The sequence below is a fragment of the Pseudomonas sp. 14P5.3.2 genome, assembly GCF_057799175.1.
Map to the genome: position 1 here is coordinate 24,892 of NZ_JBYOKU010000038.1, position 25,337 is coordinate 50,228.

General features: G+C 60.7%; 23 protein-coding genes and 2 tRNA genes. 20 read left to right on the top strand and 5 right to left on the bottom strand.

Annotated elements, in window-relative coordinates; translation table 11 throughout:
- Positions 1-9: 9 nt before the first annotated feature.
- Positions 10-504 carry an LEA/WHy family protein gene (locus tag AC27VU_RS24175; protein WP_003222333.1) on the top strand — a complete coding sequence of 165 codons (495 nt, stop codon included), beginning with the start codon at positions 10-12 and terminating at the stop codon, positions 502-504.
- A complete protein-coding gene (locus AC27VU_RS24180; protein WP_003198420.1) occupies positions 501-704 on the top strand; it encodes an SEC-C metal-binding domain-containing protein in 204 nt (67 codons plus the stop codon). Before AC27VU_RS24175 ends, AC27VU_RS24180 begins: the two co-directional genes overlap by 4 nt.
- A gap of 148 nt (positions 705-852) precedes the next feature.
- On the opposite strand, the gene AC27VU_RS24185 is transcribed toward AC27VU_RS24180, so the two are convergent.
- Positions 853-1,410 (bottom strand): cysteine hydrolase family protein, encoded by a 558-nt coding sequence (locus AC27VU_RS24185; RefSeq protein ID WP_488725069.1) that lies wholly within the window; start codon positions 1,408-1,410, stop codon positions 853-855.
- Positions 1,411-1,553: 143 nt separating this feature from the next.
- On the opposite strand from AC27VU_RS24185, the gene AC27VU_RS24190 reads away from it, so the two are divergent.
- The 11 genes from AC27VU_RS24190 to pdeM all read left to right on the top strand — a co-directional run bounded on the left by AC27VU_RS24190 (position 1,554) and on the right by pdeM (position 15,652).
- The gene (locus AC27VU_RS24190) at positions 1,554-2,198 is read left to right on the top strand and encodes a glutathione binding-like protein (RefSeq protein ID WP_003222330.1); all 645 of its coding nucleotides are present in this window, start codon (positions 1,554-1,556) and stop codon (positions 2,196-2,198) included.
- Positions 2,199-2,400: 202 nt separating this feature from the next.
- Positions 2,401-4,848, top strand: coding sequence for a penicillin acylase family protein (locus AC27VU_RS24195; RefSeq protein WP_488725063.1), 2,448 nt, complete (start codon positions 2,401-2,403; stop codon positions 4,846-4,848).
- Between the two features lie 192 nt (positions 4,849-5,040).
- Positions 5,041-6,075 (top strand): ligase-associated DNA damage response exonuclease, encoded by a 1,035-nt coding sequence (locus AC27VU_RS24200; RefSeq protein WP_003222325.1) that lies wholly within the window; start codon positions 5,041-5,043, stop codon positions 6,073-6,075.
- On the top strand, positions 6,072-7,760 hold the full coding sequence (locus AC27VU_RS24205) for an ATP-dependent DNA ligase (RefSeq protein WP_201135635.1): 1,689 nt from the start codon (positions 6,072-6,074) through the stop codon (positions 7,758-7,760). The genes AC27VU_RS24200 and AC27VU_RS24205 overlap by 4 nt, the downstream gene beginning before the upstream one ends.
- Before the next feature lie 375 nt (positions 7,761-8,135).
- Positions 8,136-8,918, top strand: coding sequence for a transporter substrate-binding domain-containing protein (locus tag AC27VU_RS24210; RefSeq protein ID WP_003222321.1), 783 nt, complete (start codon positions 8,136-8,138; stop codon positions 8,916-8,918).
- Between the two features lie 57 nt (positions 8,919-8,975).
- Complete coding sequence (locus tag AC27VU_RS24215; RefSeq protein WP_003222319.1) at positions 8,976-9,704, top strand: ABC transporter permease; 729 nt, start codon at positions 8,976-8,978, stop codon at positions 9,702-9,704.
- Entirely contained in the window at positions 9,701-10,411 is a 711-nt protein-coding gene (locus AC27VU_RS24220) for an ABC transporter permease (RefSeq protein ID WP_003222318.1), read from the top strand. The genes AC27VU_RS24215 and AC27VU_RS24220 overlap by 4 nt, the downstream gene beginning before the upstream one ends.
- A gap of 11 nt (positions 10,412-10,422) precedes the next feature.
- Positions 10,423-11,541, top strand: a complete 1,119-nt coding sequence (locus AC27VU_RS24225; protein WP_488725064.1) for a succinylglutamate desuccinylase/aspartoacylase family protein — start codon at positions 10,423-10,425, stop codon at positions 11,539-11,541.
- 13 nt (positions 11,542-11,554) lie between these two features.
- Complete coding sequence (locus AC27VU_RS24230; protein ID WP_003222314.1) at positions 11,555-12,319, top strand: ABC transporter ATP-binding protein; 765 nt, start codon at positions 11,555-11,557, stop codon at positions 12,317-12,319.
- A 190-nt stretch (positions 12,320-12,509) separates the two neighbouring features.
- Positions 12,510-14,999: a ligase-associated DNA damage response DEXH box helicase gene (locus AC27VU_RS24235; protein WP_488725065.1), complete on the top strand. Its 2,490-nt coding sequence runs from the start codon at positions 12,510-12,512 to the stop codon at positions 14,997-14,999.
- Complete coding sequence (gene pdeM, locus AC27VU_RS24240; protein WP_262142764.1) at positions 14,996-15,652, top strand: ligase-associated DNA damage response endonuclease PdeM; 657 nt, start codon at positions 14,996-14,998, stop codon at positions 15,650-15,652. Before AC27VU_RS24235 ends, pdeM begins: the two co-directional genes overlap by 4 nt.
- Before the next feature lie 46 nt (positions 15,653-15,698).
- On the opposite strand, the gene AC27VU_RS24245 is transcribed toward pdeM, so the two are convergent.
- Positions 15,699-15,905, bottom strand: a complete 207-nt coding sequence (locus AC27VU_RS24245) for a hypothetical protein (protein WP_003222309.1) — start codon at positions 15,903-15,905, stop codon at positions 15,699-15,701.
- A 103-nt stretch (positions 15,906-16,008) separates the two neighbouring features.
- The gene (gene dcd / locus AC27VU_RS24250) at positions 16,009-16,575 is read right to left on the bottom strand and encodes a dCTP deaminase (RefSeq protein WP_003222308.1); all 567 of its coding nucleotides are present in this window, start codon (positions 16,573-16,575) and stop codon (positions 16,009-16,011) included.
- Between the two features lie 353 nt (positions 16,576-16,928).
- Here dcd and AC27VU_RS24255 point away from each other — a divergent pair, with 353 nt between their 5' ends.
- The gene (locus tag AC27VU_RS24255; RefSeq protein ID WP_002554837.1) at positions 16,929-17,138 is read left to right on the top strand and encodes a cold-shock protein; all 210 of its coding nucleotides are present in this window, start codon (positions 16,929-16,931) and stop codon (positions 17,136-17,138) included.
- A gap of 162 nt (positions 17,139-17,300) precedes the next feature.
- Here AC27VU_RS24255 and AC27VU_RS24260 read toward each other — a convergent pair whose 3' ends face one another.
- Positions 17,301-18,308: a DUF481 domain-containing protein gene (locus AC27VU_RS24260; RefSeq protein WP_003222306.1), complete on the bottom strand. Its 1,008-nt coding sequence runs from the start codon at positions 18,306-18,308 to the stop codon at positions 17,301-17,303.
- Between the two features lie 165 nt (positions 18,309-18,473).
- Here AC27VU_RS24260 and AC27VU_RS24265 point away from each other — a divergent pair, with 165 nt between their 5' ends.
- The 4 genes from AC27VU_RS24265 to AC27VU_RS24280 all read left to right on the top strand — a co-directional run bounded on the left by AC27VU_RS24265 (position 18,474) and on the right by AC27VU_RS24280 (position 23,246).
- A complete protein-coding gene (locus AC27VU_RS24265) occupies positions 18,474-18,827 on the top strand; it encodes an MGMT family protein (RefSeq protein ID WP_003222304.1) in 354 nt (117 codons plus the stop codon).
- 43 nt (positions 18,828-18,870) lie between these two features.
- Complete coding sequence (locus AC27VU_RS24270; RefSeq protein WP_488725066.1) at positions 18,871-20,430, top strand: AmpG family muropeptide MFS transporter; 1,560 nt, start codon at positions 18,871-18,873, stop codon at positions 20,428-20,430.
- A 129-nt stretch (positions 20,431-20,559) separates the two neighbouring features.
- The gene (locus AC27VU_RS24275) at positions 20,560-22,275 is read left to right on the top strand and encodes a proline--tRNA ligase (protein ID WP_003222299.1); all 1,716 of its coding nucleotides are present in this window, start codon (positions 20,560-20,562) and stop codon (positions 22,273-22,275) included.
- Positions 22,276-22,292: 17 nt separating this feature from the next.
- Positions 22,293-23,246, top strand: coding sequence for a hypothetical protein (locus AC27VU_RS24280; protein WP_003222297.1), 954 nt, complete (start codon positions 22,293-22,295; stop codon positions 23,244-23,246).
- 119 nt (positions 23,247-23,365) lie between these two features.
- Here the strand turns inward: AC27VU_RS24280 and dinB are convergent, their stop codons facing one another.
- Complete coding sequence (gene dinB / locus AC27VU_RS24285) at positions 23,366-24,427, bottom strand: DNA polymerase IV (RefSeq protein ID WP_003222295.1); 1,062 nt, start codon at positions 24,425-24,427, stop codon at positions 23,366-23,368.
- 280 nt (positions 24,428-24,707) lie between these two features.
- On the opposite strand from dinB, the gene AC27VU_RS24290 reads away from it, so the two are divergent.
- A tRNA-Met gene (locus tag AC27VU_RS24290) sits at positions 24,708-24,784 on the top strand.
- 220 nt (positions 24,785-25,004) lie between these two features.
- Positions 25,005-25,081 (top strand) — tRNA-Met (locus AC27VU_RS24295).
- The last annotated feature ends 256 nt before the right edge of the window (positions 25,082-25,337 follow it).

Here is a 25,337-nt window from a genome sequence, read left to right on the forward strand (position 1 = left end):
AGTTCAACCATGCTCGGTCGTTGGCGCACATTCCAGTTCTTCACGTTGATGCTGTTGCTGAACCTCGGCGGTTGCGCCTCGTGGTTCAGCGACGACAGCGTCGACCCAGCCGTGCACCTGGTGAAAGTCGAAGTGGTGCGGGCCAAGTTGCTCGAACAGAAATTCATCCTGCACTTTCGTATCGACAACCCCAACGACAGCGACCTGACCGTGCGCGGTATGGAATATCGCATTCATCTGGCGGATCTGCTGCTGGCCGAAGGCGAGCATGAACACTGGATCACCGTGCCCCCCAAAAGCAGCGCGTTCTACCGGATACCGATCCGCACCAACCTGTGGCCACGAGTGAAGGACGTGGTGAAAATGCTCAAGAGTCCGCACCAGCAGGTGCCTTATCAACTGCAGGGCGAGATGGAAACCGGTTTATTCATCGCTCACTACGTGCACCTGGAGCGCAATGGCGTGATAATCCCGGCCGATTTAATTCCGGAGCACAACCGATGACTCAGCAACCTCACGTCCATGGCCCTGACTGCAACCACGATCATGACCATCATCACGATCATGACCATGGCCATGTCCACGGCCCGAACTGCGGCCACGCTCACCAGGAACCGGTGCGCAACGCCCTGAAAGACGTCGGCCGCAACGACCCTTGCCCGTGCGGCAACGGCAAGAAATTCAAGAAGTGCCACGGCGCTTGATGTTTCAGGTGAAGTCCTTCTTCGCCTGACAAGCCGCCTTCGCGAGCAAGCCCGCTCCCACATTCGACCGCATTCCTGCTGACTGAACGCAGTCGACTGTGGGAGCGGGCTTGCTCGCGAAAGGGCCGGCACATTCACCCCAAACTGTTCAGACAGCCGCCAGAATCTGCTTCGCACTGACCACCGTCGCATACTCCCCCTGCAAATTCCCCAGCGACATCCCGTGCACCTCTTCGGCTGAGCGCGGTGTGCCGAAGTAATCGGCCTTGTCGAAGGTGAAACACGCATCCTCCGCCACCCACGCCTCAAATCCCAGATTGCCCGCCGTGCGCGCCGTGGATTCCACCGAATTGTTGGTGGCCACGCCAACAATGATCAATTGCCCGATCCCCGCCTCACGCAATTGAGATTCCAGCCCTGTGGCGCAAAACGCATCCGGCACACGTTTCTGGATCAGCCACTCGCCTTGCTGCGGCGCAAACCGTGGCTGAAACTCCACCCCCGGTTGTTCGGGCCAGAACACCGAATCCGGCGAATGCGACAGATGCTGCACATGAATCACCGGTCGCCCGCGGCTGCGCCATGCCCCCAGCAAGTCGAGCATGCGTTCTTCGGCCTGCGGATTATTCCGCCGCCCCAGGCGCGACTCCAGAATGCCTTGTTGCTGGTCGATGATGATCAGTGCCGCGTTGGCCTTCAGCTCCATGGCGATTTTTCTCACGGGGGTCATTGAATTTTCCGCAGTTCAGCATCACCTGCAATTATTAAGCAAGCTATCGAACACACGGGACCACCTGCTGCCGGCGTTTGCTCTACGCAACCAAGCCAATTGTTGATCTGGAGTTTGCAATGATCGATCTGTATTACTGGACCACCCCCAACGGCCACAAAATTTCGCTGTTCCTCGAGGAGGCTGGCCTGCCTTACAAGGTGCATCCGATTAACATCAGCCAGGGCGAGCAGTTTCAGCCACACTTTCTGAAGATCGCGCCGAACAATCGGATTCCGGCGATCGTCGACCACGAACCGGCCGATGGCGGTGAGCCGCTGTCGCTGTTCGAGTCCGGAGCGATCCTGCTGTATCTGGCGGAGAAGACCGGCAAATTCCTGCCCAAAGACCTGCGCGGCCGGCAAACCGCGTTGCAATGGTTGTTTTGGCAGATGGGCGGCCTGGGGCCGATGGCCGGGCAGAATCATCACTTCAGCCAGTTCGCCGCGGAAAAAATTCCTTACGCGATCAAACGCTACATCGACGAAACCGCGCGCCTCTACGGCGTGTTGAACAAGCAACTGGCCGATCACGAATTCGTCGCCGGCAGCGAATACAGCATCGCCGACATGGCGATCTACCCGTGGATCGTCTCGCACAAGTGGCAGAGCCAGAACCTTGAAGACTTCCCACACGTGTTGCGCTGGTTCAACCGGATCAAGGAGCGTCCGGCGACGGTGCAGGCGTATGCCTTGGTGCAGCAGATCAACCCGCCGAAAGCCTGATTGAAGCGCAAAAGATCGCAGCCTTCGGCAGTTCCTGCAGGGTGTACTCAATCCAATGCAGGCGTTGCCGCAGGCTGCGATCTTTTCCATTCGACAGAAATACACAAATAACCCCTGCCCCCGCTTGCGCGGCCACCTCCTGCTCACTAACGTAGCGGCTTTATTGCGCCCCCAGCCTCTACACCCCCGCAGGAGCTTTGCCATGGCCTCGCCAGCCCTTACACATTTTCTTCCCCGGTTCGGCGTTGCCGCAGCAGTGACCGGTGTCTTGAGCCTGTCCGGTTGCCAGACCTGGAACGCTCAGGACACCCTCCCGCCCACCTCCGGCGTGCAACCGCTCAAGGGCCTGGCGCAGAACGTTTCGGTGCGACGCAATGCCCAAGGCATGCCGTTGATCGAGAGCAACAGTTTCCACGACGCACTGTTCAGTCTCGGCTATGTTCATGCCAGCGACCGCATCAACCAGATGGTCACCCTGCGCCTGCTGGCTCAGGGACGTCTGGCGGAAATGTCCGGGCCGTCGATGCTCGACGCCGACCGCTACATGCGTGCGGTCAACCTGAAGAAAAGCGCCGCCGAGCTTTACAAGGCTTCGTCGCCACGGCTCCAGCGCTTCTTTGAAGTCTATGCACGGGGCGTCAACGCCTACCTGTTCCGCTACGCCGACAAGTTGCCGGGCGACCTCGCCTCCAGTGGCTACAAGCCGGAATACTGGAAACCGGAAGATTCGGCGCTGATCTTCGCGCTGCTGAACTTCAGCCAGTCGGCCAACCTGCCGGAAGAGATCTCATCCCTGGTGCTGGCGCAAACCGTGACCAGCGACAAACTCGCCTGGCTGACCCCGTCCGCACCCGATGAAAATCTGCCACTGGCCGAGGCCGACAAGCTGCAAGGCCTCAAGCTCAACGGGCAGATCCCCGGTCTCACCGAGCTGAGCAATGCCAGCCAGCAATTGGCAGCGATGAATCTGCTGGGCGCCAGCACGTCGAACAACTGGGCGATCGCCCCGCAACGCAGCCGCAGCGGCAAGAGCATTCTGGCCAGCGACAGCCATGGCCCACTGGCGGCACCGTCGCTGTGGAGCTTCGTGCAGATCCGCGCGCCGAAATATCAGGCTGCCGGTGTCACCGTCGCCGGTCTGCCGATGATCCTCGGCGGTTTCAACGGCAAAGTCGCGTGGAGCGCCACCAGCGTGCTCGGTGACAACCAGGACCTGTTCCTGGAAAAGATCCGCCGTCAGGGCAACAGCCTGACCTATGAGGTCAACGGCAAGTGGCAACCGCTGGGCGTGCGCAACGAAACCTATTTCGTCAAAGGCCAGCGGCCGATTCGCGAAGCGGTGTACGAAACCCGCCACGGCGCGCTGCTCAATAGTGCCCAGGCCGCACAAGGCAATGGTTTTGGCCTGGCCCTGCAAACACCGAGCTTCACCGACGACAAATCGCTGGACGCGTTTTTTGACCTGACCCGCGCGCAGAACGTTGAACGCGCCTCGGACGCCAGTCGCGAGATCCGCGCCATCGCCCTGAACATGGTGTTCGCCGACGCCAGCAACATCGGCTGGCAAGTCACCGGGCGTTTCCCCAACCGTCGCGAAGGCGAAGGCCTGCTGCCATCGCCGGGCTGGGAAGGTCGCTACGACTGGGACGGTTACGCCGACCCGATGCTGCACCCGTACGATCAGGACCCGACCCAAGGCTGGCTCGGCACCGCCAACCAGCGCGTCATTCCCCATGGCTACGGCATGCAACTGTCCAACTCCTGGGCGGCGCCGGAGCGCGGCGAACGTCTGGCGGAACTGGCCGGCAGCGGCAAACAGGACGGTCGCAGCGTGATCGCCATGCAGTACGACCAGACCACGACGTTTGCCGCCAAGCTGAAAAAAATGTTCGAAGCGCCGGGCATGAAGCAGCCGCTGAAACAGGCGATTGACGCCCTGCCGGAAGCCGATCGCAGCAAGGCTCGCGAGGCCTTGACCCGATTGATGGCGTTCGACGGCAAGCTCAGCCCGACGTCGGCGGATGCGGCGATCTACGAGTTGTTTCTGCAAGAAAGCATGAAGCAGATCTTCCTCGACGAACTTGGCCCCGAGTCCAGCCCGGCGTGGAAAGCCTTTATCGCCAATGGCGACTTGTCCTATTCGGCGCAGGCCGATCACCTGCTGGGGCGTGAAGACAGCCCGTTCTGGGATGACATCCGCACACCGCAAAAAGAAGACAAGGCACAGATTCTGGCGCGCAGTCTGGCGGCCGCGATCAACGCTGGAGACAGTCAGTTGGGTGGCGATCACAAGGCCTGGCAGTGGGGCAAACTGCATGGCTACACGTGGAAAAACGCCAACGGCCAGACCGTTCGCGGGCCGCTGGCAGCCGGCGGCGATCACACCACGCTCAATACCGCGGCGTTTGCCTGGGGCAAGGACTTCAACACCACGCGGGCGCCGTCGATGCGTTTCATCGTCGACTTCAGCCAGAGCGAGCCGCTGATGGGCCAGAACGGCACCGGCCAGTCCGGCAACCCGGCGAGCCCGAACTACCTCAACGGCATCGATGCGTGGCTCAAGGGCCAGTACATCGGCTTGCCGATGCAGCCGCAGAACTTTGACCGGGTGTATGGCAAGACGCGCTTGACCCTGACTCCGGGCAAATAAACACAATCCCTCCCTGTGGGAGCGGGCTTGCTCGCGAAGGCGTCGTGTCAGGCGATTTTGTATTGCCTGACACACTGCATTCGCGAGCAAGCCCGCTCCTACATTGGTTTTGCATCGCCTGGGAAATAATCGATAGAACTTCCGGACTCCCGCCAACCTCTTAGCTAACAAGCCCTCCATTCTGGTAACGACATGGACCTTGTTATCGCCCGCCCCGAAGGTTTGTATTGCCCGGCCGGGGACTTCTACATTGACCCGTGGCGCCCGGTCGAGCGCTCGGTGATCACCCATGCCCACGGCGATCACGCCCGTAACGGCAATCAGCACTACCTTGCCAGCAGCGCCAGCGAAGGGATTTTGCGTGCGCGTCTGGGTCAGGACATCAACCTGCAAACCCTCGCCTACGGCCAGCGGCTGACCCACCACGGGGTGACCTTGAGTTTCCATCCCGCCGGGCATGTGCTCGGTTCAGCCCAGGTGCGCCTGGAATACGGCGGCGAAGTCTGGGTCGCGTCGGGGGATTACAAGATCGAACCCGATGGCACCTGTGCGCCGTTCGAACCGGTGCGCTGCCACACCTTCATCACCGAATCGACGTTCGGCCTGCCGATCTACCGCTGGCAGCCGCAGGCGCAGGTGTTCAGCGAGATCAATCAGTGGTGGCAGGCGAACATCGCGGCGGGCAAGGCCAGCGTGCTGCTCTGTTATTCGTTCGGCAAAGCCCAGCGGATTCTGCACGGGATCGACGCCAGCCTCGGCCCGATCCTCAGCCACGGCGCGGTCGAGCCGCTGAACCGGGTCTACCGCGAGGCCGGCGTGTATCTGCCGCCGACGATCTACGCTGGCGACATCAAAAAGTCCGACCCGATCATGCGTCAGGCGCTGGTCATCGCCCCGCCCTCGGCCGGTGGCAGCACCTGGATGCGCCGTTTCGGTGATTTCAGTGATGCCTTCGCCAGCGGCTGGATGCGTCTGCGCGGTACTCGGCGGCGTCGTGGGGTGGATCGCGGCTTTGTGCTGTCGGACCACGCCGACTGGCCGGGCCTGCTCTGGGCCATCGAGCAGACCGGCGCCGAGCGCGTGATGGTGACCCACGGTTCGATCGGCGTGCTGGTGCGCCATCTGCGTGAACAAGGCCTGGACGCGCAGGGTTTCAACACCGAGTACGGCGACGACGAAGAGGAAAACATCGACGCCGAACCTGCCATCGCCGAGGTGCAAGCATGAAAGCCTTCGCCGAGTTGTACGCCGAACTCGACGCCACCACGTCCAGCAACGCCAAACTGGCGGCGATGCAAAGTTACTTCGCCCAGGCTGCACCGCAGGACGCGGCGTGGGCGGTGTACTTTTTGTCCGGCGGGCGCCCACGGCAATTGGTGCCGGTGCGCATCCTGCGCGAACTGGCGGTGGAGGTATCTGGGCTGCAACCGTGGCTGTTCGAGGAAAGTTATCAGTCCGTCGGCGATCTGGCGGAAACCATTTCCCTGGTGCTGCCGGAAAATTCGCACAGCTCCGCGGCGGGCCTCGCCGAATGGATCGAAGACAAGCTGCTGCCTCTGCGCGGTGAAACCCCGGAATACCTCGCCCGCCAACTGCCCGCCCTGTGGGCGCAACTGGATCGGCCGAGCCTGATGCTGTGCATCAAGCTGATCACCGGCAGCTTCCGCGTCGGCGTATCGAAATTGCTGGTCACTCGCGCTCTGGCGTCAATGGCCGGCCTCGACAGCAAACGCGTGGCGCAGCGGCTGGTGGGTTACACCGACCTGTCGAACCGGCCGAACGCGGCCAGCTACCTGAAACTGATCGCGCCGGAGTCCGCCGACGAACACGCCCAGCGTGGCGGCCAGCCCTACCCGTTCTTCCTCGCGCATGCCTTGTCGCAACCGGTCGAGGAATTTGAAGGGCTGCTCGGGCCGGCGAGCCACTGGCAGGTGGAATGGAAGTGGGATGGCATCCGCGCGCAGGTGGTCAAGCGCGAGGGTCGGCTGTGGGTCTGGTCGCGGGGTGAAGAACTGGTGACCGAGCGTTTCCCCGAGTTCGACACACTGGTTCACGCGTTACCCGACGGCACGGTGATCGACGGGGAAATCGTGGTCTGGAAAAGCACTCATCCGAGCACCGAAGACGCCTTCGATCCGCAATCGAGCGCACCGCCGGCGGTGCAACCGTTCGCCCTGCTGCAGCAACGCATCGGGCGCAAAACCCTCGACAAAAAAATCCTCGAAGAAGTGCCGGTGGTGGTGCTCGCCTACGACTTGCTGGAATGGCGGGGCGAGGACTGGCGCAACCGTCCGCAGGCCGAACGGCGGGCGCAACTGGAACAAGTCATCGCCCACGGTAACAACCCGGTGTTACTGCCCTCGCCGATTCTGACCGGCAGCGACTGGTTCGACCTCGCCCGTCAGCGTGAAGCCTCACGCCGACTGGGGGTCGAGGGCATGATGCTCAAGGCCCGCGACGCCCTGTATGGCGTGGGCCGGACCAAGGACATGGGCGTGTGGTGGAAGTGGAAGGTTGACCCGTTCAGCGTCGATGCGGTGTTGATCTACGCCCAGCGCGGACATGGCCGGCGCGCCAGTCTGTACAGCGATTACACCTTCGCCGTGTGGGACGGCCCGCCAGAATCCAGCCAACGGGCGCTGGTGCCGTTCGCCAAGGCCTATTCGGGGCTGACCGACGAGGAAATGCGCCAGGTCGACAGCATCGTGCGCAAGACCACCGTGGAAAAATTCGGCCCGGTCAGCAGCGTCAAGCCGAGTCTGGTGTTCGAACTGGGTTTCGAAGGCATCGCCCTGTCGCGACGGCACAAGAGCGGGATCGCCGTGCGCTTTCCGCGAATGCTGCGCTGGCGGCAGGACAAGACGGTGGATGAGGCCGACAGCCTGGCGACGCTGCAGGATTTGCTGGCCTGACCCGGTTTCCGGGGACACCGATCACATTTAACTGGATGAACGCCCTGTGGCGAGGGAGCTTGCTCCCGCTCGACTGCGCAGCAGTCGCAAAAAGACGGCCTGTCTGAAAAATCCAGGGGAGTGCTTCGCCCTCCAGCGGGAGCAAGCTCCCTCGCCACAACGGCTCATTCCACCCCTTAACGACCCAAGTTGGTGCAGCCTTCAACAGCCGCCCATTCTTGTGCACCAATCCTTCTCCCTCCTCCCTCCCCCAACCTTTTAAAACACTTGTTCGGGACTCTGGTTCGGAAATTGCTACTTTCTATAGGTCGTACGCGTTGCAGTAACAATAATTCTGCGCCACAAGCGCTCATATTGGTTCTTAGGGATTGAATAATGAAAAAAGCATTGCTGACCCTTTCTGCACTGGCGTTGTGCATGGCTGCCGGCTCCGCGCTGGCCAAGGAATACAAAGAGCTGCGTTTTGGCGTTGATCCTTCCTACGCACCGTTCGAGTCGAAAGCGGCCGACGGCAGCCTGGTGGGCTTCGACATCGACCTGGGCAACGCGATCTGCGCCGAGCTGAAGGTCAAGTGCAAATGGGTTGAAAGCGACTTCGACGGCATGATTCCGGGCCTCAACGCCAACAAATTCGACGGTGTGATCTCGTCGATGACCGTGACCCCGGCCCGTGAAAAGGCGATCGATTTCTCCAGCGAGCTGTTCTCCGGCCCGACTTCCTACGTGTTCAAGAAGGGTTCCGGCCTGAGCGATGACGTCGCTTCCCTCAAGGGTAAGTCGGTCGGTTACGAGCAAGGCACCATCCAGGAAGCCTACGCCAAGGCTGTGCTGGAGAAGGCCGGGGTGAAAATCCAGGCTTACGCCAACCAGGATCAGGTTTACGCCGACCTGAAAAACGGCCGTCTCGACGCCTCGATCCAGGACATGCTGCAAGCCGAACTGGGCTTTTTGAAGTCGCCGGATGGCGCCAACTATGAAGTCAGCAAGCCGGTCGACAGCGAATTGCTGCCAGCCAAAACCGCTGTCGGTATTAAGAAAGGTAACAAAGAGCTGAAGGCGCTTTTAGATAAAGGTATCAAAGCGTTACACGATGACGGCAAATACGCCGAGATTCAAAAGAAACACTTTGGCGATCTGAATCTGTACAGCGGTAAATAATGCCCTGGCGCCCATCGTTCGATGGGCGCCTTTTCCATCCGCTCAGGTTGCTGATTTATGTTCGAAAACCTCTTACAAAATCTGGGGCTCTCCGCCTTCAGCCTCAAGGGTTTCGGCCCGTTGCTGTTGGAAGGCACCTGGATGACCATCAAATTGTCGGCGTTGTCGCTGCTGGTGGCCGTGTTGCTCGGCCTCCTGGGCGCCAGTGCCAAACTGTCGAAATCGAAACTGCTGCGCCTGCCTGCCCAGCTCTACACCACGCTGATTCGCGGGGTGCCGGATCTGGTGCTGATGCTGTTGATCTTCTACAGCCTGCAAACCTGGCTGACCGCCCTGACCGACGTCATGGAGTGGGACTACATCGAAATCGACTCCTTCACCGCCGGGGTGATCACCCTGGGCTTCATCTATGGCGCGTATTTCACCGAAACCTTCCGTGGGGCGATCCTCGCCGTACCACGCGGTCAGGTCGAAGCGGCCACCGCCTACGGCCTCAAGCGTGGCCAGCGCTTTCGCTTCGTGGTGTTCCCGCAAATGATGCGCTTCGCCCTGCCAGGCATCGGCAACAACTGGATGGTGATGCTCAAGGCCACCGCGCTGGTGTCGATCATCGGTCTGGCGGATCTGGTCAAAGCCGCGCAGGACGCCGGTAAAAGCACCTATCAACTGTTCTACTTCCTGGTACTCGCCGCCTTGATCTATCTGCTGATCACCAGTGCTTCGAACGTCATCCTGCGCTGGCTCGAGCGTCGCTACGCCGCCGGTGCCCGGGAGGCCGTACGATGATCGAACTCCTGCAGGAATACTGGAAACCCTTCCTTTATACCGACGGCAACAACATCACCGGTCTGGCGATGACGATGTGGCTACTCAGCGCCTCGATCTTCATTGGCTTTCTGGTGTCGATCCCGCTGTCGATTGCCCGGGTGTCCTCGCACTTCTATGTGCGCTGGCCGGTGCAGTTCTACACCTACCTGTTCCGGGGCACGCCGCTCTACATCCAGTTGCTGATCTGCTACACCGGGATCTACAGCCTGGCCGCCGTGCGCGCGCAGCCGTTGCTCGACAGTTTCTTTCGCGATGCGATGAACTGCACGATCCTCGCGTTCGCCCTGAACACCTGCGCCTACACCACGGAGATTTTCGCCGGGGCGATCCGCAGCATGAACCATGGCGAAGTCGAAGCGGCCAAGGCCTACGGTCTGACCGGCTGGAAGCTGTACGCCTACGTGATCATGCCGTCGGCGCTGCGTCGCTCGTTGCCGTATTACAGCAACGAAGTGATCCTGATGCTGCACTCGACCACCGTGGCCTTCACCGCGACCATCCCCGACATCCTGAAAGTTGCGCGGGACGCCAACTCGGCGACCTACCTGACCTTCCAGTCGTTCGGCATCGCCGCGCTGATCTACCTGACCATTACCTTTGCGCTGGTCGGCCTGTTCCGCCTCGCCGAACGCCGATGGCTGGCGTTCCTCGGGCCGACCCACTAGGAAAACCTGTAATGCGACACCAGATCCATGACCTGTTGGCCCCGGTGCCGGGGACCGCACGACAGATCCACAGCTTCCACTTCGGCCCGGAGCAGGCCCAAGGCAAGATCTACATCCAGTCCTCGCTGCATGCCGATGAAATGCCCGGCATGCTCGTCGCCTGGCATCTCAAGCAGCGCTTGGCGGAGCTGGAAGCCGCCGGGCGCCTGCGCAGCCAGATCGTGCTGGTGCCGGTAGCCAATCCGGTCGGCCTTGAACAAGTGCTGATGGACGTGCCGCTGGGCCGCTACGAACTGGAGAGCGGGCAGAATTTCAATCGCTGGTTCGTCGACCTCAGCGAAGAAATCGGCAACGACATCGAGGGCAAGCTGGGCGACGACCCGCAGCGCAACCTTGAGTTGATCCGCACCAGCCTGCGCAACGCCCTCGCCCGCCAGACCGCCGCCACGCAACTGCAATCCCAGCGCCTGACCCTGCAACGGCTGGCGTGCGATGCCGACATGGTGCTGGACCTGCACTGCGATTTCGAATCGGTGGTTCACCTCTACACCACGCCCGAGGCGTGGCCGCAGGTCGAGCCGCTGGCGCGTTACATCGAAGCCCAGGCCAGTCTGCTGGCCACCGATTCCGGCGGCCAGTCGTTCGACGAATGCTTCACCCTGCTGTGGTGGCAACTGCAGGAACGCTTTGGCGAGCACTTCGCGATTCCGCTGGGCAGCTTTTCGGTGACCGTCGAATTGCGCGGCCAGGGTGACGTCAATCACCCGATGGCCAGCCGCGACTGCCAGGCATTGCTCGACTATCTGGTGCAATTCGGCGCGATTGTCGGCGAACCGGCAGCGTTGCCGCCGCTGCCCTTCGCCGCCACGCCACTGGCGGGTGTCGAACCGGTGGTGACGCCCGTTGGCGGCCTGCTGGTGTACACCGCAGAGGCCGGGCAATACCTCGACGCCGGGCAACAGATTGCCGAAATCATCGACCCGATCACTGATCGGGTGACCTCTATTTGCTGTACCGCTGCCGGCGTGATGTACGCCCGCTCGCTGCGGCGCATGGCCACTGCCGGAATGGTCATCGCCCACGTGGCGGGCGCCGAAGCCTATCGCAGCGGCTACCTACTTTCGCCTTGAGGATGTCTGTCCCATGTACAAATTGACTGTTGAAGGTCTGCACAAAAGCTATGGCGACCATCAGGTACTCAAAGGCGTTTCGCTCAAGGCCAAAACCGGCGACGTGATCAGCCTGATCGGCGCCAGCGGCTCGGGCAAAAGCACCTTTTTGCGCTGCATCAACTTCCTCGAACAACCCAACGATGGCGCCATGAGCCTCGATGGCCAGGCGATCCGCATGGTCACCGACCGCCACGGCATGCACGTCGCCGACCCGAACGAGTTGCAACGCCTGCGCACGCGCCTGGCGATGGTGTTCCAGCACTTCAACCTGTGGAGCCACATGACCGTGCTGGAAAACATCACCATGGCCCCGCGCCGGGTGCTGGGTTGCAGCAAGCAGGAAGCCGAAGACCGCGCTCGCCGTTACCTGGACAAGGTCGGCCTGCCGGCACGGGTGGCCGATCAGTACCCGGCGTTTCTCTCCGGCGGCCAGCAACAGCGGGTGGCGATAGCCCGGGCGCTGGCGATGGAACCGGAAGTGATGCTGTTCGACGAACCGACCTCGGCGCTCGACCCGGAGCTGGTGGGTGAGGTGTTACGGGTGATTCAGGGTCTGGCTGAAGAAGGCCGGACGATGATCATGGTCACCCACGAAATGAGTTTTGCACGCAAGGTATCGAGTCAGGTGCTGTTTCTGCATCAAGGGCTGGTGGAAGAAGAAGGCGCACCGGAAGATGTGCTGGGCAATCCGAAGAGTGAACGGCTGAAGCAGTTCCTCAGCGGTAACCTCAAGTAACCCCATCCACAGTTCCCCTGTGGGAGCGGGCTTGCTCGCGAAAGCGATGTGTCAGTCAAAACTGTTCTAACTGGCACACCGCTTTCGCGAGCAAGCCCGCTCCCACAGGGGTGTGTGCTCGCACAAAATTAAACTTGTCCCTCAACGGCGCGGTCACTGAAGGAACACCTTCAGAGCGCAAGCCGCCGGTATGTCCACCTCCACCGACTTCGCAAAACTCTGGTTCAGCGCACGCGGCTGGAAGCCGTTCGCCTTTCAGAAAAACGTCTGGGCCGCCGTTAAAAAAGGTCAGTCAGGCCTGCTCCACGCCAGTACCGGCGCCGGTAAAACATATGCGGTGTGGTTCGCTGCGCTCAACCGCTTCGCCCGTTTGGCCGCGCCCGCAGCCACAACCAGCAAACGCAAACCCCAGAGCGAACCGCTGACCGTGCTGTGGATCACGCCGATGCGCGCCCTCGCGGCCGACACCGCCCGCGCGTTGCAAGCGCCGGTCAGCGATTTGCAGATCCCGTGGAGCATCGGCCTGCGCACCGGCGACACCAGCAGCGCCGAACGCGCGCGTCAGGGCCGGCGCCTGCCGACCACGCTGATCACCACCCCGGAAAGCCTGACCCTGCTGCTCGCCCGTGCGGACGCCAAGACTGCCTTGTCGAGCCTGCGGATGATCGTCGTCGATGAATGGCACGAGCTGCTCGGCAACAAACGCGGCGTACAGCTGCAACTGGCCCTCGCCCGCCTGCGCCATTGGCAACCCGAGCTGATCGTCTGGGGCGTGTCCGCCACCCTCGGTAATCAAGCCCACGCCGAACAGGTGCTGATCCCACAGGGCTGTGGCATCAGCGTGCATGGCCAGAGCGAAAAATCACTCACGGTCGACACCTTGATCCCACCCGCCATCGAGCGCTTTCCCTGGGCCGGGCACATCGGCCTGAAGATGCTGCCGCAGGTTGTTGCCGAACTCGACGCCTGCGCCAGCAGCCTGGTATTCACCAACACCCGCGCGCAGTCGGAGATCTGGTATCAGGCGTTGCTCGAAGCGCGTCCGGACTGGGCCGGGTTGATCGCGCTGCACCACAGCTCACTGTCCCGCGAGACCCGCGACTGGGTCGAGCAAGCGTTGAAGGACGGCAAGCTGAAAGCCGTGGTCTGCACCTCGAGCTTGGATCTGGGCGTGGACTTTTTACCGGTGGAACGGGTGCTGCAAATCGGTTCGGCCAAAGGCGTGGCGCGACTGATGCAACGCGCCGGGCGCTCCGGTCACGCGCCGGGGCGCACCTCGCGAGTGACGCTGGTGCCGACCCACAGCCTGGAACTGATCGAAGCCGCTGCCGCAGGCGACGCGGTGGAGCAACGACACATCGAACCGCGTCTGTCGCCGCATAAACCGCTGGATGTGCTGGTGCAGCATCTGGTCAGCATGGCGCTGGGCGGTGGCTTCATTCCCCAAGAGCTGTACGAAGAAGTCCGTGGCGCCTGGGCTTATCGTGACCTGACGCTGGCGGATTGGGCCTGGGCGCTGGCTTTCGTACGGCACGGCGGGCTTTCTCTGACAGCCTATCCGGATTACCGCCGGGTCGAGCCGGACGAACACGGCGTCTGGCGTGTACCCGATGCGCGGTTGGCGCGCCGTCATCGCATGAGCATCGGCACCATCGTCAGCGACGCGAGCATCCATCTGAAATTCTGGAGCAAGGGCGGTGGCGGCAAGCAGTTGGGCAGTGTCGAGGAAGGCTTTATCGCGCGCCTGAAACCGGGTGACGGCTTTCTGTTCGCCGGGCGTTTGCTGGAATTGGTACGCGTGGAAAACATGACCGCGTACGTCAAACGCAGCACCGCGAAAAAAGCCGCCGTGCCGCGCTGGAATGGCGGGCGGATGCCGCTTTCCAACGAACTGGCCGCCGCCGTGGTCAGCCGCTTCACGGCGGCAGCGCGCGGGGAGTTTGCCGGTCCGGAAATGCAGGCGCTGCAACCGTTGCTGCAAACCCAGGCGCGCTGGTCGGGCCTGCCTACCTCCGACAGCCTGTTGGCCGAAGTGCTGAAATCCCGCGAGGGCTGGCACCTTTTCCTCTACCCGTTTGCCGGGCGTCAGGTGCATCTGGGGCTCGCCAGCCTGTTGGCGTGGCGCGTGAGTCAGCGCCAGCCGCTGACGTTTTCGATTGCAGTGAATGATTACGGGCTGGAGTTGCTCAGCGCCACGCCGGTCGATTGGTCCGGGCAACTCGATGCGGCGCTGCTCAGCCCCGATCATCTGTTGCGCGACGTGCTGGCCAGCCTCAATGCCGGGGAGCTGGCGTTGCGGCGTTTCCGTGAAATCGCGCGGATCGCCGGGCTGGTGTTCGCCGGTTATCCCGGCGCGCCGAAAAGCACCCGTCAGGTGCAGGCCTCCAGCGGATTGTTCTTCGAAGTGTTCAAGCAATACGACGCCGACAACCTGCTGCTGGCTCAGGCCGGGGAAGAAGTCCTACGCGAAGAACTGGATATTCGTCGTCTGGAACAGACACTGGAGCGGATCAACCGGATGAAACTGGACATGCACCTGATTAAACGTCCTACACCGCTGGGCTTTCCATTACTGGTCGAGCGCATGCGCGAAAGCATGAGTTCGGAAAAACTCGCCGACCGTATCCGGCGCATGGTCGGCGATCTGGAAAAATCCGCGGACAAGGGTAAAACCTCATGAGCGCAGCTTATCCCGTGCGCCTGGCCGGTGAAGAACTCTGGTTGCTGCCGGAAAAGGCCCTGTACTGGCCGGCGCAGCAAGCGCTGCTGATCGCCGATGTGCATTTCGGCAAGGCTGCGGCCTACCGCAGCCTCGGCCAGCCAGTGCCGCAGGGCACCACGGCGGCCAACATCGACGTGCTCGACCGCTTGCTGGCGAGACTGCCCTGCCGGCAGCTGATTTTCCTCGGTGACTTTCTGCACGGCCCCGGCTCGCATGCAGCGGGCACCCTGAATGCCTTGGCCGAATGGCGCGCACGTCACGTGGATCTGCCGATGACGCTGATTCGTGGCAATCACGACAAACGCGCCGGCGATCCGCCCCAATCGTTGAACATCAGGGTAGTGCCGGAGCCGCTGCTGCTCGGGCCGTTTGCCTTGCAGCACGAACCCGACCCGCATCCCGAACGCCATGTGCTGGCCGGGCACGTGCATCCGGTCTATCGGCTCAATGGCAAGGGGCGACAGCGTTTACGGCTGGCGTGTTTCCGGCTGGGCGAACGTTTGAGTCTGCTGCCGGCGTTTGGCGCGTTTACCGGCGGCTTTGCGGTGGAGAAGGATGACGCGTGCAGGATTTTTGTCGTCGGTGATGACGAAATATGGCCAGTCAGCTGAGGTCTTGGGCAAACCTCAGCTGACTGGCCATTCATGGGGCAGTGGCTCAGGCCACTGGCGCGGGTGGCGGCTCGTCCGGCAGCGTTGGCTCGCCCGGTTCGGTCGGTTGTTCGTTGGGGGTGTCGGGATCAGGCTGGCCGGGAATCCCGCCGGCCATGTTCAGCGGGTGTGCCAGCAGAGACCAGGCCAATACGCCAACCTGATTGGGCTCAAGCCTTGCCAGTTCGGCGGTGATATGCGGATCGATCTTCATGGAACCCTCCTCGGCGAAGGCCCGCTTTGCCAGAAGCAAAAACGGGCAGTACACCCCATAGAGTGTCTGCCCGCCAAAGAATTCCCGCGAACTGCCGGATGGATCAGGTACGCGGCAGAGTCACGCCACGCTGGCCCTGATATTTACCGCCGCGATCCTTGTACGAAACTTCGCACTGCTCGTCGGATTCGAGGAACAGCATCTGCGCCACGCCTTCGTTGGCGTAGATTTTCGCCGGCAGGTTGGTGGTGTTGGAGAATTCCAGCGTCACGTGACCTTCCCACTCAGGCTCGAGCGGAGTGACGTTGACGATGATGCCGCAGCGCGCGTAGGTGCTTTTACCCAGGCAGATGGTCAATACGTTGCGCGGAATGCGGAAGTATTCGACGGTGCTGGCCAGGGCGAAGGAGTTCGGCGGAATGATGCAGACGTCGCTGTGAATGTCGACGAAGCTGCCGGCGTCGAAGTTCTTCGGATCGACGATCGCCGAATTGATGTTGGTGAACACCTTGAAATGGTTGGTGCAGCGCACATCGTAGCCGTAGCTCGACACACCGTAGGAAATCACACGGCTGTCGTCGCTGCCGCGCACCTGGCGCTCGACGAAAGGCTCGATCATGCCGTGTTCCTGCGCCATGCGGCGAATCCACTTGTCCGATTTGATGCTCATGGCGGGTGTCCTGAATAGCGAGGTGGAAAAAATCTGTCCGGCATCTTACCGGGCGCGCCGCCGTGTTCAAAGTCCACACTGAAATTCTCGCCGAACACGCTGGAAATACGGGTTCTGGCGACGAACTGTCACACCGCCGATCCCTAAAACAGAGAAACCTTCGCAAGAAACATTGGCACGTTCCGGAAAAAGGGTTAAGGTGGCGCCACTGTGTTGCTTGTGTCACTGAGAATCTCTACACGATATGTTGAATTTCGATCCAACCATCTACAAGAATTTTTCCTGCTCTTTGCACTCAGTCTCGGCCAGGGTTCTTCCTGAGTCGCAGTTATCTTTGTTCAAGGAGTTACACCATGTCTAATCGCCAAACCGGTACCGTTAAGTGGTTCAACGATGAAAAAGGCTTCGGCTTCATCACTCCACAATCCGGTGACGACCTGTTCGTTCACTTCAAAGCTATCCAATCCGACGGCTTCAAAAGCCTGAAAGAAGGCCAACAGGTTTCTTTCATCGCTACCCGCGGTCAGAAAGGCATGCAAGCTGAAGAAGTACAAGTTATCTAACTTGTAGCTTCTTTAGAAAAGAGCCCCGCCCTCAAAGCGGGGCTTTTTTGTGGGCGTGTGTTTTTCCACGCACAAAAAAGATCGCAGCCTGCGGCAGCTTCTACAGGATGAACACCATCCCCTTGTAGGCGCTGCCGCAGGCTGCGATCTTTTGCTTGTGCTTTACCAGGCCACGCCAAACCCTGCGGTGTAGCGGGTCTTGTTCAAATCCGCGTCCTTGGTACCACTGATGATGTCGCGTTCAGCCTTGAGGTTGAGCGACGCCCAGTCGGTGACCTTGTAGCGCAGCCCCATCTCGGCATCCAGCGCGTAGTTGGCTACGTCAGAGAGTGGCTTGCCCAGTTCGCCATTGGTGAAGAACTCGACTTTCTTGCCGATCAGGTAGCGGTTGTAATCCCACTTCATGGCGACCGAATAGAAGTTGTCCTTGCCGCCATCGCTATATTCGTAATCGGTGCGGTTGAGCAACGAACCGAGCGAGAACGCGCCCAGTTCGTCGTCCCAGAACTGGTAGCCCGGACCCGTACCAACGACGCGCTGACGCGACAGCTCCTCAATATAGTCACGCTTGTAGTTCAGGCGACCCTGCCAGAACCACTTGTCGGTGAGGAAGCGGTCAAGTGCGTATTCGGCGCGCCAGTTATTGGTGGTGACCTGCTCGTCCTGCACTTCGCGGTTGTATTCGCCCTCGGCAGTGTGCCGCCAGCGGCCATGACGCGCGGTGGTCTTGAAGTCAATGTCGTAGTCGTCGGTATCCTTTTCCGCACGCTGATAATCCAGAGCCAAGCCAACATTACCCTTCCACACCAGATCCTCGACCACCGGTTTCGGCTTGAGAATCTGTTGGATACTCGCCAGCTCCACGGTTTTCGGCGCCTCACCGTTGGCCAAGGTGACCTTGCCGTCATCGGCGGCGGTCAGCGACTTGGCTTTTTCACCGCTGTAGGCGTCCTGCTTGACCAGCAGCTCCTGATCGCTTTGCAGGGTCTTGACCTCTTTCCAGTCGATGCTGACCGCCCCCGCATACTGGGTCTGGATCAGCAATTTGCCGCCGTCGAACAAGGAAATCTTACCGCTCAACTTGTCACCGTTCTTTAACCAGACGGTATCGGCAAGCAGCGGCGTGGAGGCACTGAAGACAGCAAGGCACAGCAAGGTTCTGGACAGCATAAGCGGATCGAGGGCTCAAGTTTGCGAGAAAAGGTCGGCATTATCCGTAGGAATAAGACCCTGACAAGGACTGACCGGGCGATTTCCATTGAGTTCATTTCTCATCTGCGCGCCGACGGATTACCCTTGACCCCATCCACCACCTCTTGTTCAGGAACGGCGCAGGTGAAAGAGCCACCCCATCCCGACGAAAGTCCGGCGCAAATCCGACGCACGGCGCTGTATTCGACACTTGCTCAAGTACCTGAGGGCAAAGTGGTCAGCTATGGTCAGTTGGCTGAACTCGCGGGGTTGGGGCGCGCCGCCCGCTGGGTCGGCCGGACCCTGAGCCAGCTACCGGCCGATACCAGGCTGCCGTGGCACCGGGTACTGGGCGCCGGCGGTCGGATCAGCCTGCCGCCGGGCAGCCCCTCGGGGGACGAACAGCGGGCACGATTGCGTTCTGAAGGCGTCACCGTCCTGAACAATCGTGTGGATATTCAGCGCCATGGCTGGCGTCCGATAGAGCACAGCGGTTAGAGTGCGCGCTTTGTTTTCGCAATCTTGAGGCAGACTTCAGCCCATGCCCCGTAAAACCTGGCGCGCCGCGCTCGCCGCCTATGCCAGTCCTTCGACGCTCGTGCTGTTGTTGCTCGGTTTTGCTGCCGGCCTGCCGTACATGCTGGTATTTTCGACGCTTTCCGTCTGGCTGCGTGAAGCCGGTGTTGCCCGTGAAACCATCGGCTACGCCAGCCTGATCGGCCTGGCCTACGCCTTCAAATGGGTGTGGTCACCGCTGCTCGACCAATGGCGCCTGCCTTTATTGGGCAAGCTTGGCCGCCGCCGTTCGTGGCTGGTGCTCTCGCAGACGCTGGTGATTCTGGGCCTGATCGGCATGGGCTTCTGTGATCCGCAGAAACACCTGTCCTGGCTGATCGCCATTGCCGTCATCGTCGCCTTCGCCTCCGCCACCCAAGACATCGCGGTCGACGCCTATCGCCTGGAAATCGCCGACGACAGCCGCCAGGCCGCGCTGGCTGCCAGTTACATGTCCGGCTATCGCGTCGCCGCCCTGCTCGCCACAGCGGGCGCGCTGTTCTTTGCCGAAGGCTTCGGCTCCACCGGTTTCAACTATCAACACTCGGCCTGGACCGGCACCTACGCCCTGTTCGGGGTATTGATGATCCCTGCACTGCTGACCTCGCTGCTGATGCGCGAACCGCCAGTGCCACTGCGCACGCAGTTGCAGGCCGGCCGCTACAGTTTCGGGCATCAACTGGCCTCGGTATTCGTGCTGATCGTGGTGCTGGTGTCGGTTCCGGCGATGTTCACCCAGCTCTACAACACCGATTTCGCCGGCGTGCTGTTCGGCAATATGAGCCCGCTCGACCTGTTGCTCGAAGACCGCGCCTTCCTGCGCGCCATCCTCTACACCCTGCTCACCGGCCTGTGCCTGTCGACCATGGGCCGTCGCGGCCTGGCGCCGGTGCTGACCCCGGTCAACGACTTCATCCTGCGCTACCGCTGGCAGGCGTTGCTGTTGCTCGGGCTGATCGCCACTTACCGGATGTCCGACACGGTGATGGGCGTGATGGCCAACGTGTTCTATATCGACCAGGGCTTCACCAAGGATCAGATCGCCAGCGTCAGCAAGATCTTCGGCCTGATCATGACCCTCCTCGGCGCCGGGATGGGCGGTCTGCTGATCGTGCGCTTCGGCATCCTGCCGATCCTGTTCATTGGCGGCGCAGCTTCGGCGGCAACCAACCTGCTGTTCGTGATGCTGGCTGACATGGGCCCGAACCTGCAGATGCTGGTGGTGACCATCTCCCTCGACAACTTCAGCTCGGGGATGGCGACCTCAGCCTTCGTCGCCTACCTGTCGAGTCTGACCAACCTGAAGTTCTCGGCCACCCAGTACGCCCTGCTCAGCTCGATCATGCTCCTGCTGCCGCGCCTGATCGGCGGTTATTCCGGGGTAATGGTCGAGAAGTTCGGCTACCACAACTTCTTCATGATCACGGCGCTGCTCGGCGTGCCGACCCTGGTGCTGATCGCCCTGCACTGGTTTCAGGAAAACCGCCGCGAAGGTCCGACACCAACGCCCGAGCCTGTGCCAACCAGCGTGGTCGAAGAGTCGTAGGACAATTCAGATACGGCGGGAGGATTCCCGCTGTTGAGCCTCACCGCCGAGCGCAATCCTGTACGTCGGCAAATCTCGCCGGTACACTGCTCCGTCATTTCCAGTCATAGCAACCGACAACGGCCAACCATGCGCACCAGTCAATTTTTGCTCGCCACACAGAAAGAAACGCCTTCCGATGCGGTCGTCGTCAGCCATCAGCTGATGCTGCGCGCCGGCATGATCCGCAAACTCGCTTCGGGCCTGTACACCTGGCTGCCGATGGGCTTGCGGGTAATGCGCAAGGTTGAAGCCATCGTTCGCGAAGAAATGAACGCTGCCGGTTCTCTTGAAGTGTTGATGCCGAGCACCCAACCGGCCGAGTTGTGGCAGGAATCGGGGCGCTGGGAAGAATACGGCCCTGAGCTGCTGCGCATCAAAGACCGCCACGGTCGTGACTTCTGCGCGGGCCCGACCCACGAAGAAGTGATCACCGATCTGATGCGTAACGAGTTGAGCAGCTACAAGCAGCTGCCGATCAACCTGTACCAGATCCAGACCAAATTCCGTGACGAAATCCGCCCACGCTTCGGTTTGATGCGCGGCCGCGAATTCATCATGAAGGACGCCTACTCGTTCCACGCCGATCAGGCTTCGCTGCAGGTCACCTACGACCGCATGCATCAGGCGTACTGCAACGTGTTCACCCGTCTGGGCCTGAAATTCCGTCCGGTTGAAGCCGACAACGGCTCGATCGGTGGCGCTGGCTCCCATGAATTCCACGTGCTGGCCGAGTCCGGCGAAGACGATATCGTCTTCAGCAACGGTTCCGACTACGCCGCGAACATCGAAAAAGCCGAAGCCGTGCCACGCGAAACCTCGCGTCCAGCACCGACCGAAGAGCTGCGCCTGGTCGACACCCCAGATACCAAGACCATTGCCGCCCTGGTGGAAAAATTCAATCTGCCGATTGAAAAGACCATCAAGACCCTGATCGTCCACGCCGAAGAGCCAGGCAAGCTGATTGCCCTGGTCATCCGTGGCGACCACGAGCTCAACGAAATCAAGGCCGCCCAGCAGCCGGGCGTTGCCAGCCCGCTGGTGATGGCTTCCGATGCCGAACTGCGTGACGCCATTGGCGCCGGCGCCGGTTCGCTCGGCCCGCTGAACCTGCCACTGCCGATCATCATCGACCGCTCGGTCGAACTGATGAGCGACTTCGGTATCGGCGCGAACATCGACGACAAGCACTACTTCGGCGTGAACTGGGAGCGCGATCTGCCGGTTCCGACCGTCGCCGACCTGCGTAACGTCGTCGCCGGCGACCCAAGCCCGGATGGCAAAGGCACCCTGGAAATCAAGCGCGGCATCGAAGTCGGGCACATCTTCCAGCTGGGCAACAAGTACAGCAAGGCGATGAAGTGCGAAGTGCTGGGCGAGAACGGCAAGCCGGTCACCCTGGAAATGGGTTGCTACGGTATCGGCGTATCCCGCGTGGTGGCTGCTGCCATCGAGCAGAACAACGACGACAAAGGCATCATCTGGAGCGACACCCTGGCGCCGTTCCAGATCGCCCTGGTACCGCTGCGTTATGAAACCGAGCAGGTGCGCGAAGCCACTGACAAGCTGTACGCAGAACTGACTGCGGCCGGTTTCGAAGTGCTGCTGGACGATCGCGACAAGAAAACCAGCCCGGGCATCAAGTTCGCGGACATGGAGCTGATCGGCATTCCACACCGGATCGTGGTCAGCGACCGCGGTCTCGCCGAAGGCAACCTGGAATACAAGAGCCGCACCGAGGCCGAAGCGCAAGCGCTGCCGGTTGCCGATGTGCTGTCCTTCCTTCAGGCCCGTATCCGCCGCTGAATCCAGATAGAGACCTCATGTTCAAGCGAAACACCCTGGGCCTCGGTGGCGCCGCCTTATGCGGCGCCCTGCTGGTCAGCGGCTGCGCCAATCACATGTCACAGCGCAGCGAGCACGAAGAGCGGGTCGAGCGTAAATTGCTCGATCACAGCCTGCAGATCGACGTCGGTGAGCCCAAGGTGCTCGAACTGCCGCAACGCCGCGTGAAGATCAGCGAACAGAAGACCTTCGAGGTCACCGAGTTCGAGGTCACGCGGCATTACGATCGCTATACGCCTTACCAGCCCTGGCGGAAAATCTACGAGATTCCGCTGGGTGCGGTTGCGCTGGTGGGGGGTGTCGGCGCCAACGTGGTCAACGTCTTCGCACTCGGCAACCTGCCGGACAGCATGACCAGGGACTGGTTGAGCTACGGTCTGGACGGGCTCAACCCGGCCATGAACATGCAATCCCATGGTCGCGCGCAACAGAACCTGGCCAGTATCGATGAAGTCCAGCGCGACAAGCGCATGGAGTATTCGAGCCTGCCGTGGAGCGAGCGTCCGGTGCAGGTCAAGGCTGGCAAGCAGACATTCGACATGACCACCGACCGCAACGGTGTGCTGCGCCTGAACCTGCTGGACAGTCCGTTCGCCGAAAATGACCTGAATCATATCGGCAAGCTGCAGATCAGCGTTGAAGACGGCAAGGATGACGTGCACAGCGATTCATCCCTGGCCATCAGCAGCCATTTGCGCAGCAAGTTGCTCGAAGCCCATGGTTTGATTTACGACGATCTGGAAGACGACGAAGTGAGCCAGTGGGTCCACCGGGTCAAGCGTCTGTCGGAGCTGGGTCTGGAAGAGGAAGCCAGCGAGCTGGAGCAAAGCCTGATCGAACTGACGCGCAACGATCCTGAGTTACAGGCCGAGTTTCTCAAGTCGCTGACCAAGGATGCCGGGCGTCTGGTGGCGGATCCAGGACCGAATTAAGCCTGAAAAGCTTCGCGAGCAAGCCCGCTCCCACAGTTGATCGAGTTCCTTCAGATGGAATGCAGTCAAATGTGGGAGCGGGCTTGCTCGCGAAAGCGGCATCAGCAACACCGCAGCAATTAGCGCTCAAACAACTCCATCTGCTCAAACCCACCCCGCAAATCCTCCAGCCTGACCCCCACCCCCAACAACCGCACCGGTTTCCCGCCCCGGTTGAACGCCTGCGTCAGCATCAACTGATAACTGCCCAGATCGCGCCCTGCCCCGGCTTGCTCCAGTGTGGTCTGAGTAAAGTCATGGAACTTCACTTTGACGAACGGCTTGCCCGGGCGATAGCTGCTGTCGATCCGCTCCATGCGGGTTTTCAGGGTTTCCAGCAGCTCCGGCAATTTGTCCAGGCAACTGCGCAGATCGGGCAGATCAACGTCGTAGGTGTTTTCCACGCTGATTGACTGACGGCGACTGTCGTTGTGCACCAACCGGTCATCGATCCCACGGGCCAGACTCCATAGTCGCTCACCGAAACTTCCGAATTCGCGCACCAGCGCCAACTTGTCCCACTCACGCAGTTGCAGGCAGTCGACGATGCCGAGCTTGCCCAGCTTGTCGGCGGTAACTTTGCCGACGCCGTGCAACTTGCTCACCGGCAGACCACTGACAAAATCCTCGACCTGATCCGGGGTAATGACGAACAACCCGTTGGGCTTCTTCCAGTCACTGGCGATTTTCGCCAGAAACTTGTTCGGCGCCACGCCCGCAGACACGGTGATGTGCAACTGATTAGAGACCCGGCGACGAATGTCCTGGGCAATTCGCGTGGCGCTGCCGCCAAAATGCGCGCTGTCGGAGACGTCGAGGTAGGCCTCGTCCAGCGACAGCGGTTCGATCAGGTCGGTGTAATCGCGAAAGATCGTATGAATTTCCTTGGAAGCTTCGCGATAGGCGTCCATGCGCGGCTTGACGATGGTCAGGTCGGGGCACAGCTTCAAGGCATGTCCGGATGACATCGCCGAACGTACGCCATACGCCCGTGCTTCATAGTTACAGGTAGCAATCACCCCGCGCCGATCCGCCGACCCGCCCACCGCCAGCGGCTTGCCTGCCAGGTTCGGGTCGTCGCGCATCTCGATGGCGGCGTAGAAACAGTCGCAGTCGACGTGGATGATTTTTCGTTGAGTCATGACAGAAAAGGAAACATGGCGAGCCGGATCCGCAGTATCTCACTGACACCTGTATATAGCACCAGTAGTCTGAATGTTCTTTTCAGGCTGTAGGAAAACGACCATGAATTTATTTTCTCAATCGAAAATCTCCTGCCGATAGAGCTGAAAGCCTTGCCCCACCTGCCCTGCGTGCCCTTCGCCTGCCTTGTAAAAAGCGCTAACCGATTGAACAAGAACAGATTTATCTGGATTCAAGGTTGACAGACCGGCGTTCCTCTGTAGAATGCCGACACACAGACGCGGGATGGAGCAGTCTGGTAGCTCGTCGGGCTCATAACCCGAAGGTCGTCGGTTCAAATCCGGCTCCCGCAACCAAACATCAAAAAAGGCTACTCGAAAGAGTGGCCTTTTTTGTGCCTGTCTGTTTTTCAGACCGGCCTCCACATCACGCACATCCGGGCGAACAGGAATTCGTTGCATTTCCGAAACTTACCGCGCCCCTGCGACCGTTTGACGCAAATTCACACTTATTTGACCCATTACGGGATTAGCGGTTGACACCTCGCCGTTCGCCTGTAGAATGCCGCCACACAGACGCGGGATGGAGCAGTCTGGTAGCTCGTCGGGCTCATAACCCGAAGGTCGTCGGTTCAAATCCGGCTCCCGCAACCAAACATCAAAAAAGGCTGCTCGAAAGAGTGGCCTTTTTTGTATCTGTGGAAAAAGTCCTTTCGCAACAATGATCTGTCACGCTGCAGTGAAACACTCAGGATCGTCAGACCCGCCGAGTTGCGACTATGCTTGAGTCGCAGGCAAGACGTCTGCAATCCATGACCCGCCCTCGCCGATACCCGATGAGAGGCGTAGTATTTTGTGATTATTTTTTTCTACAGGGATTGGTAACTTGGCTGGATACCTCCATCCTGTC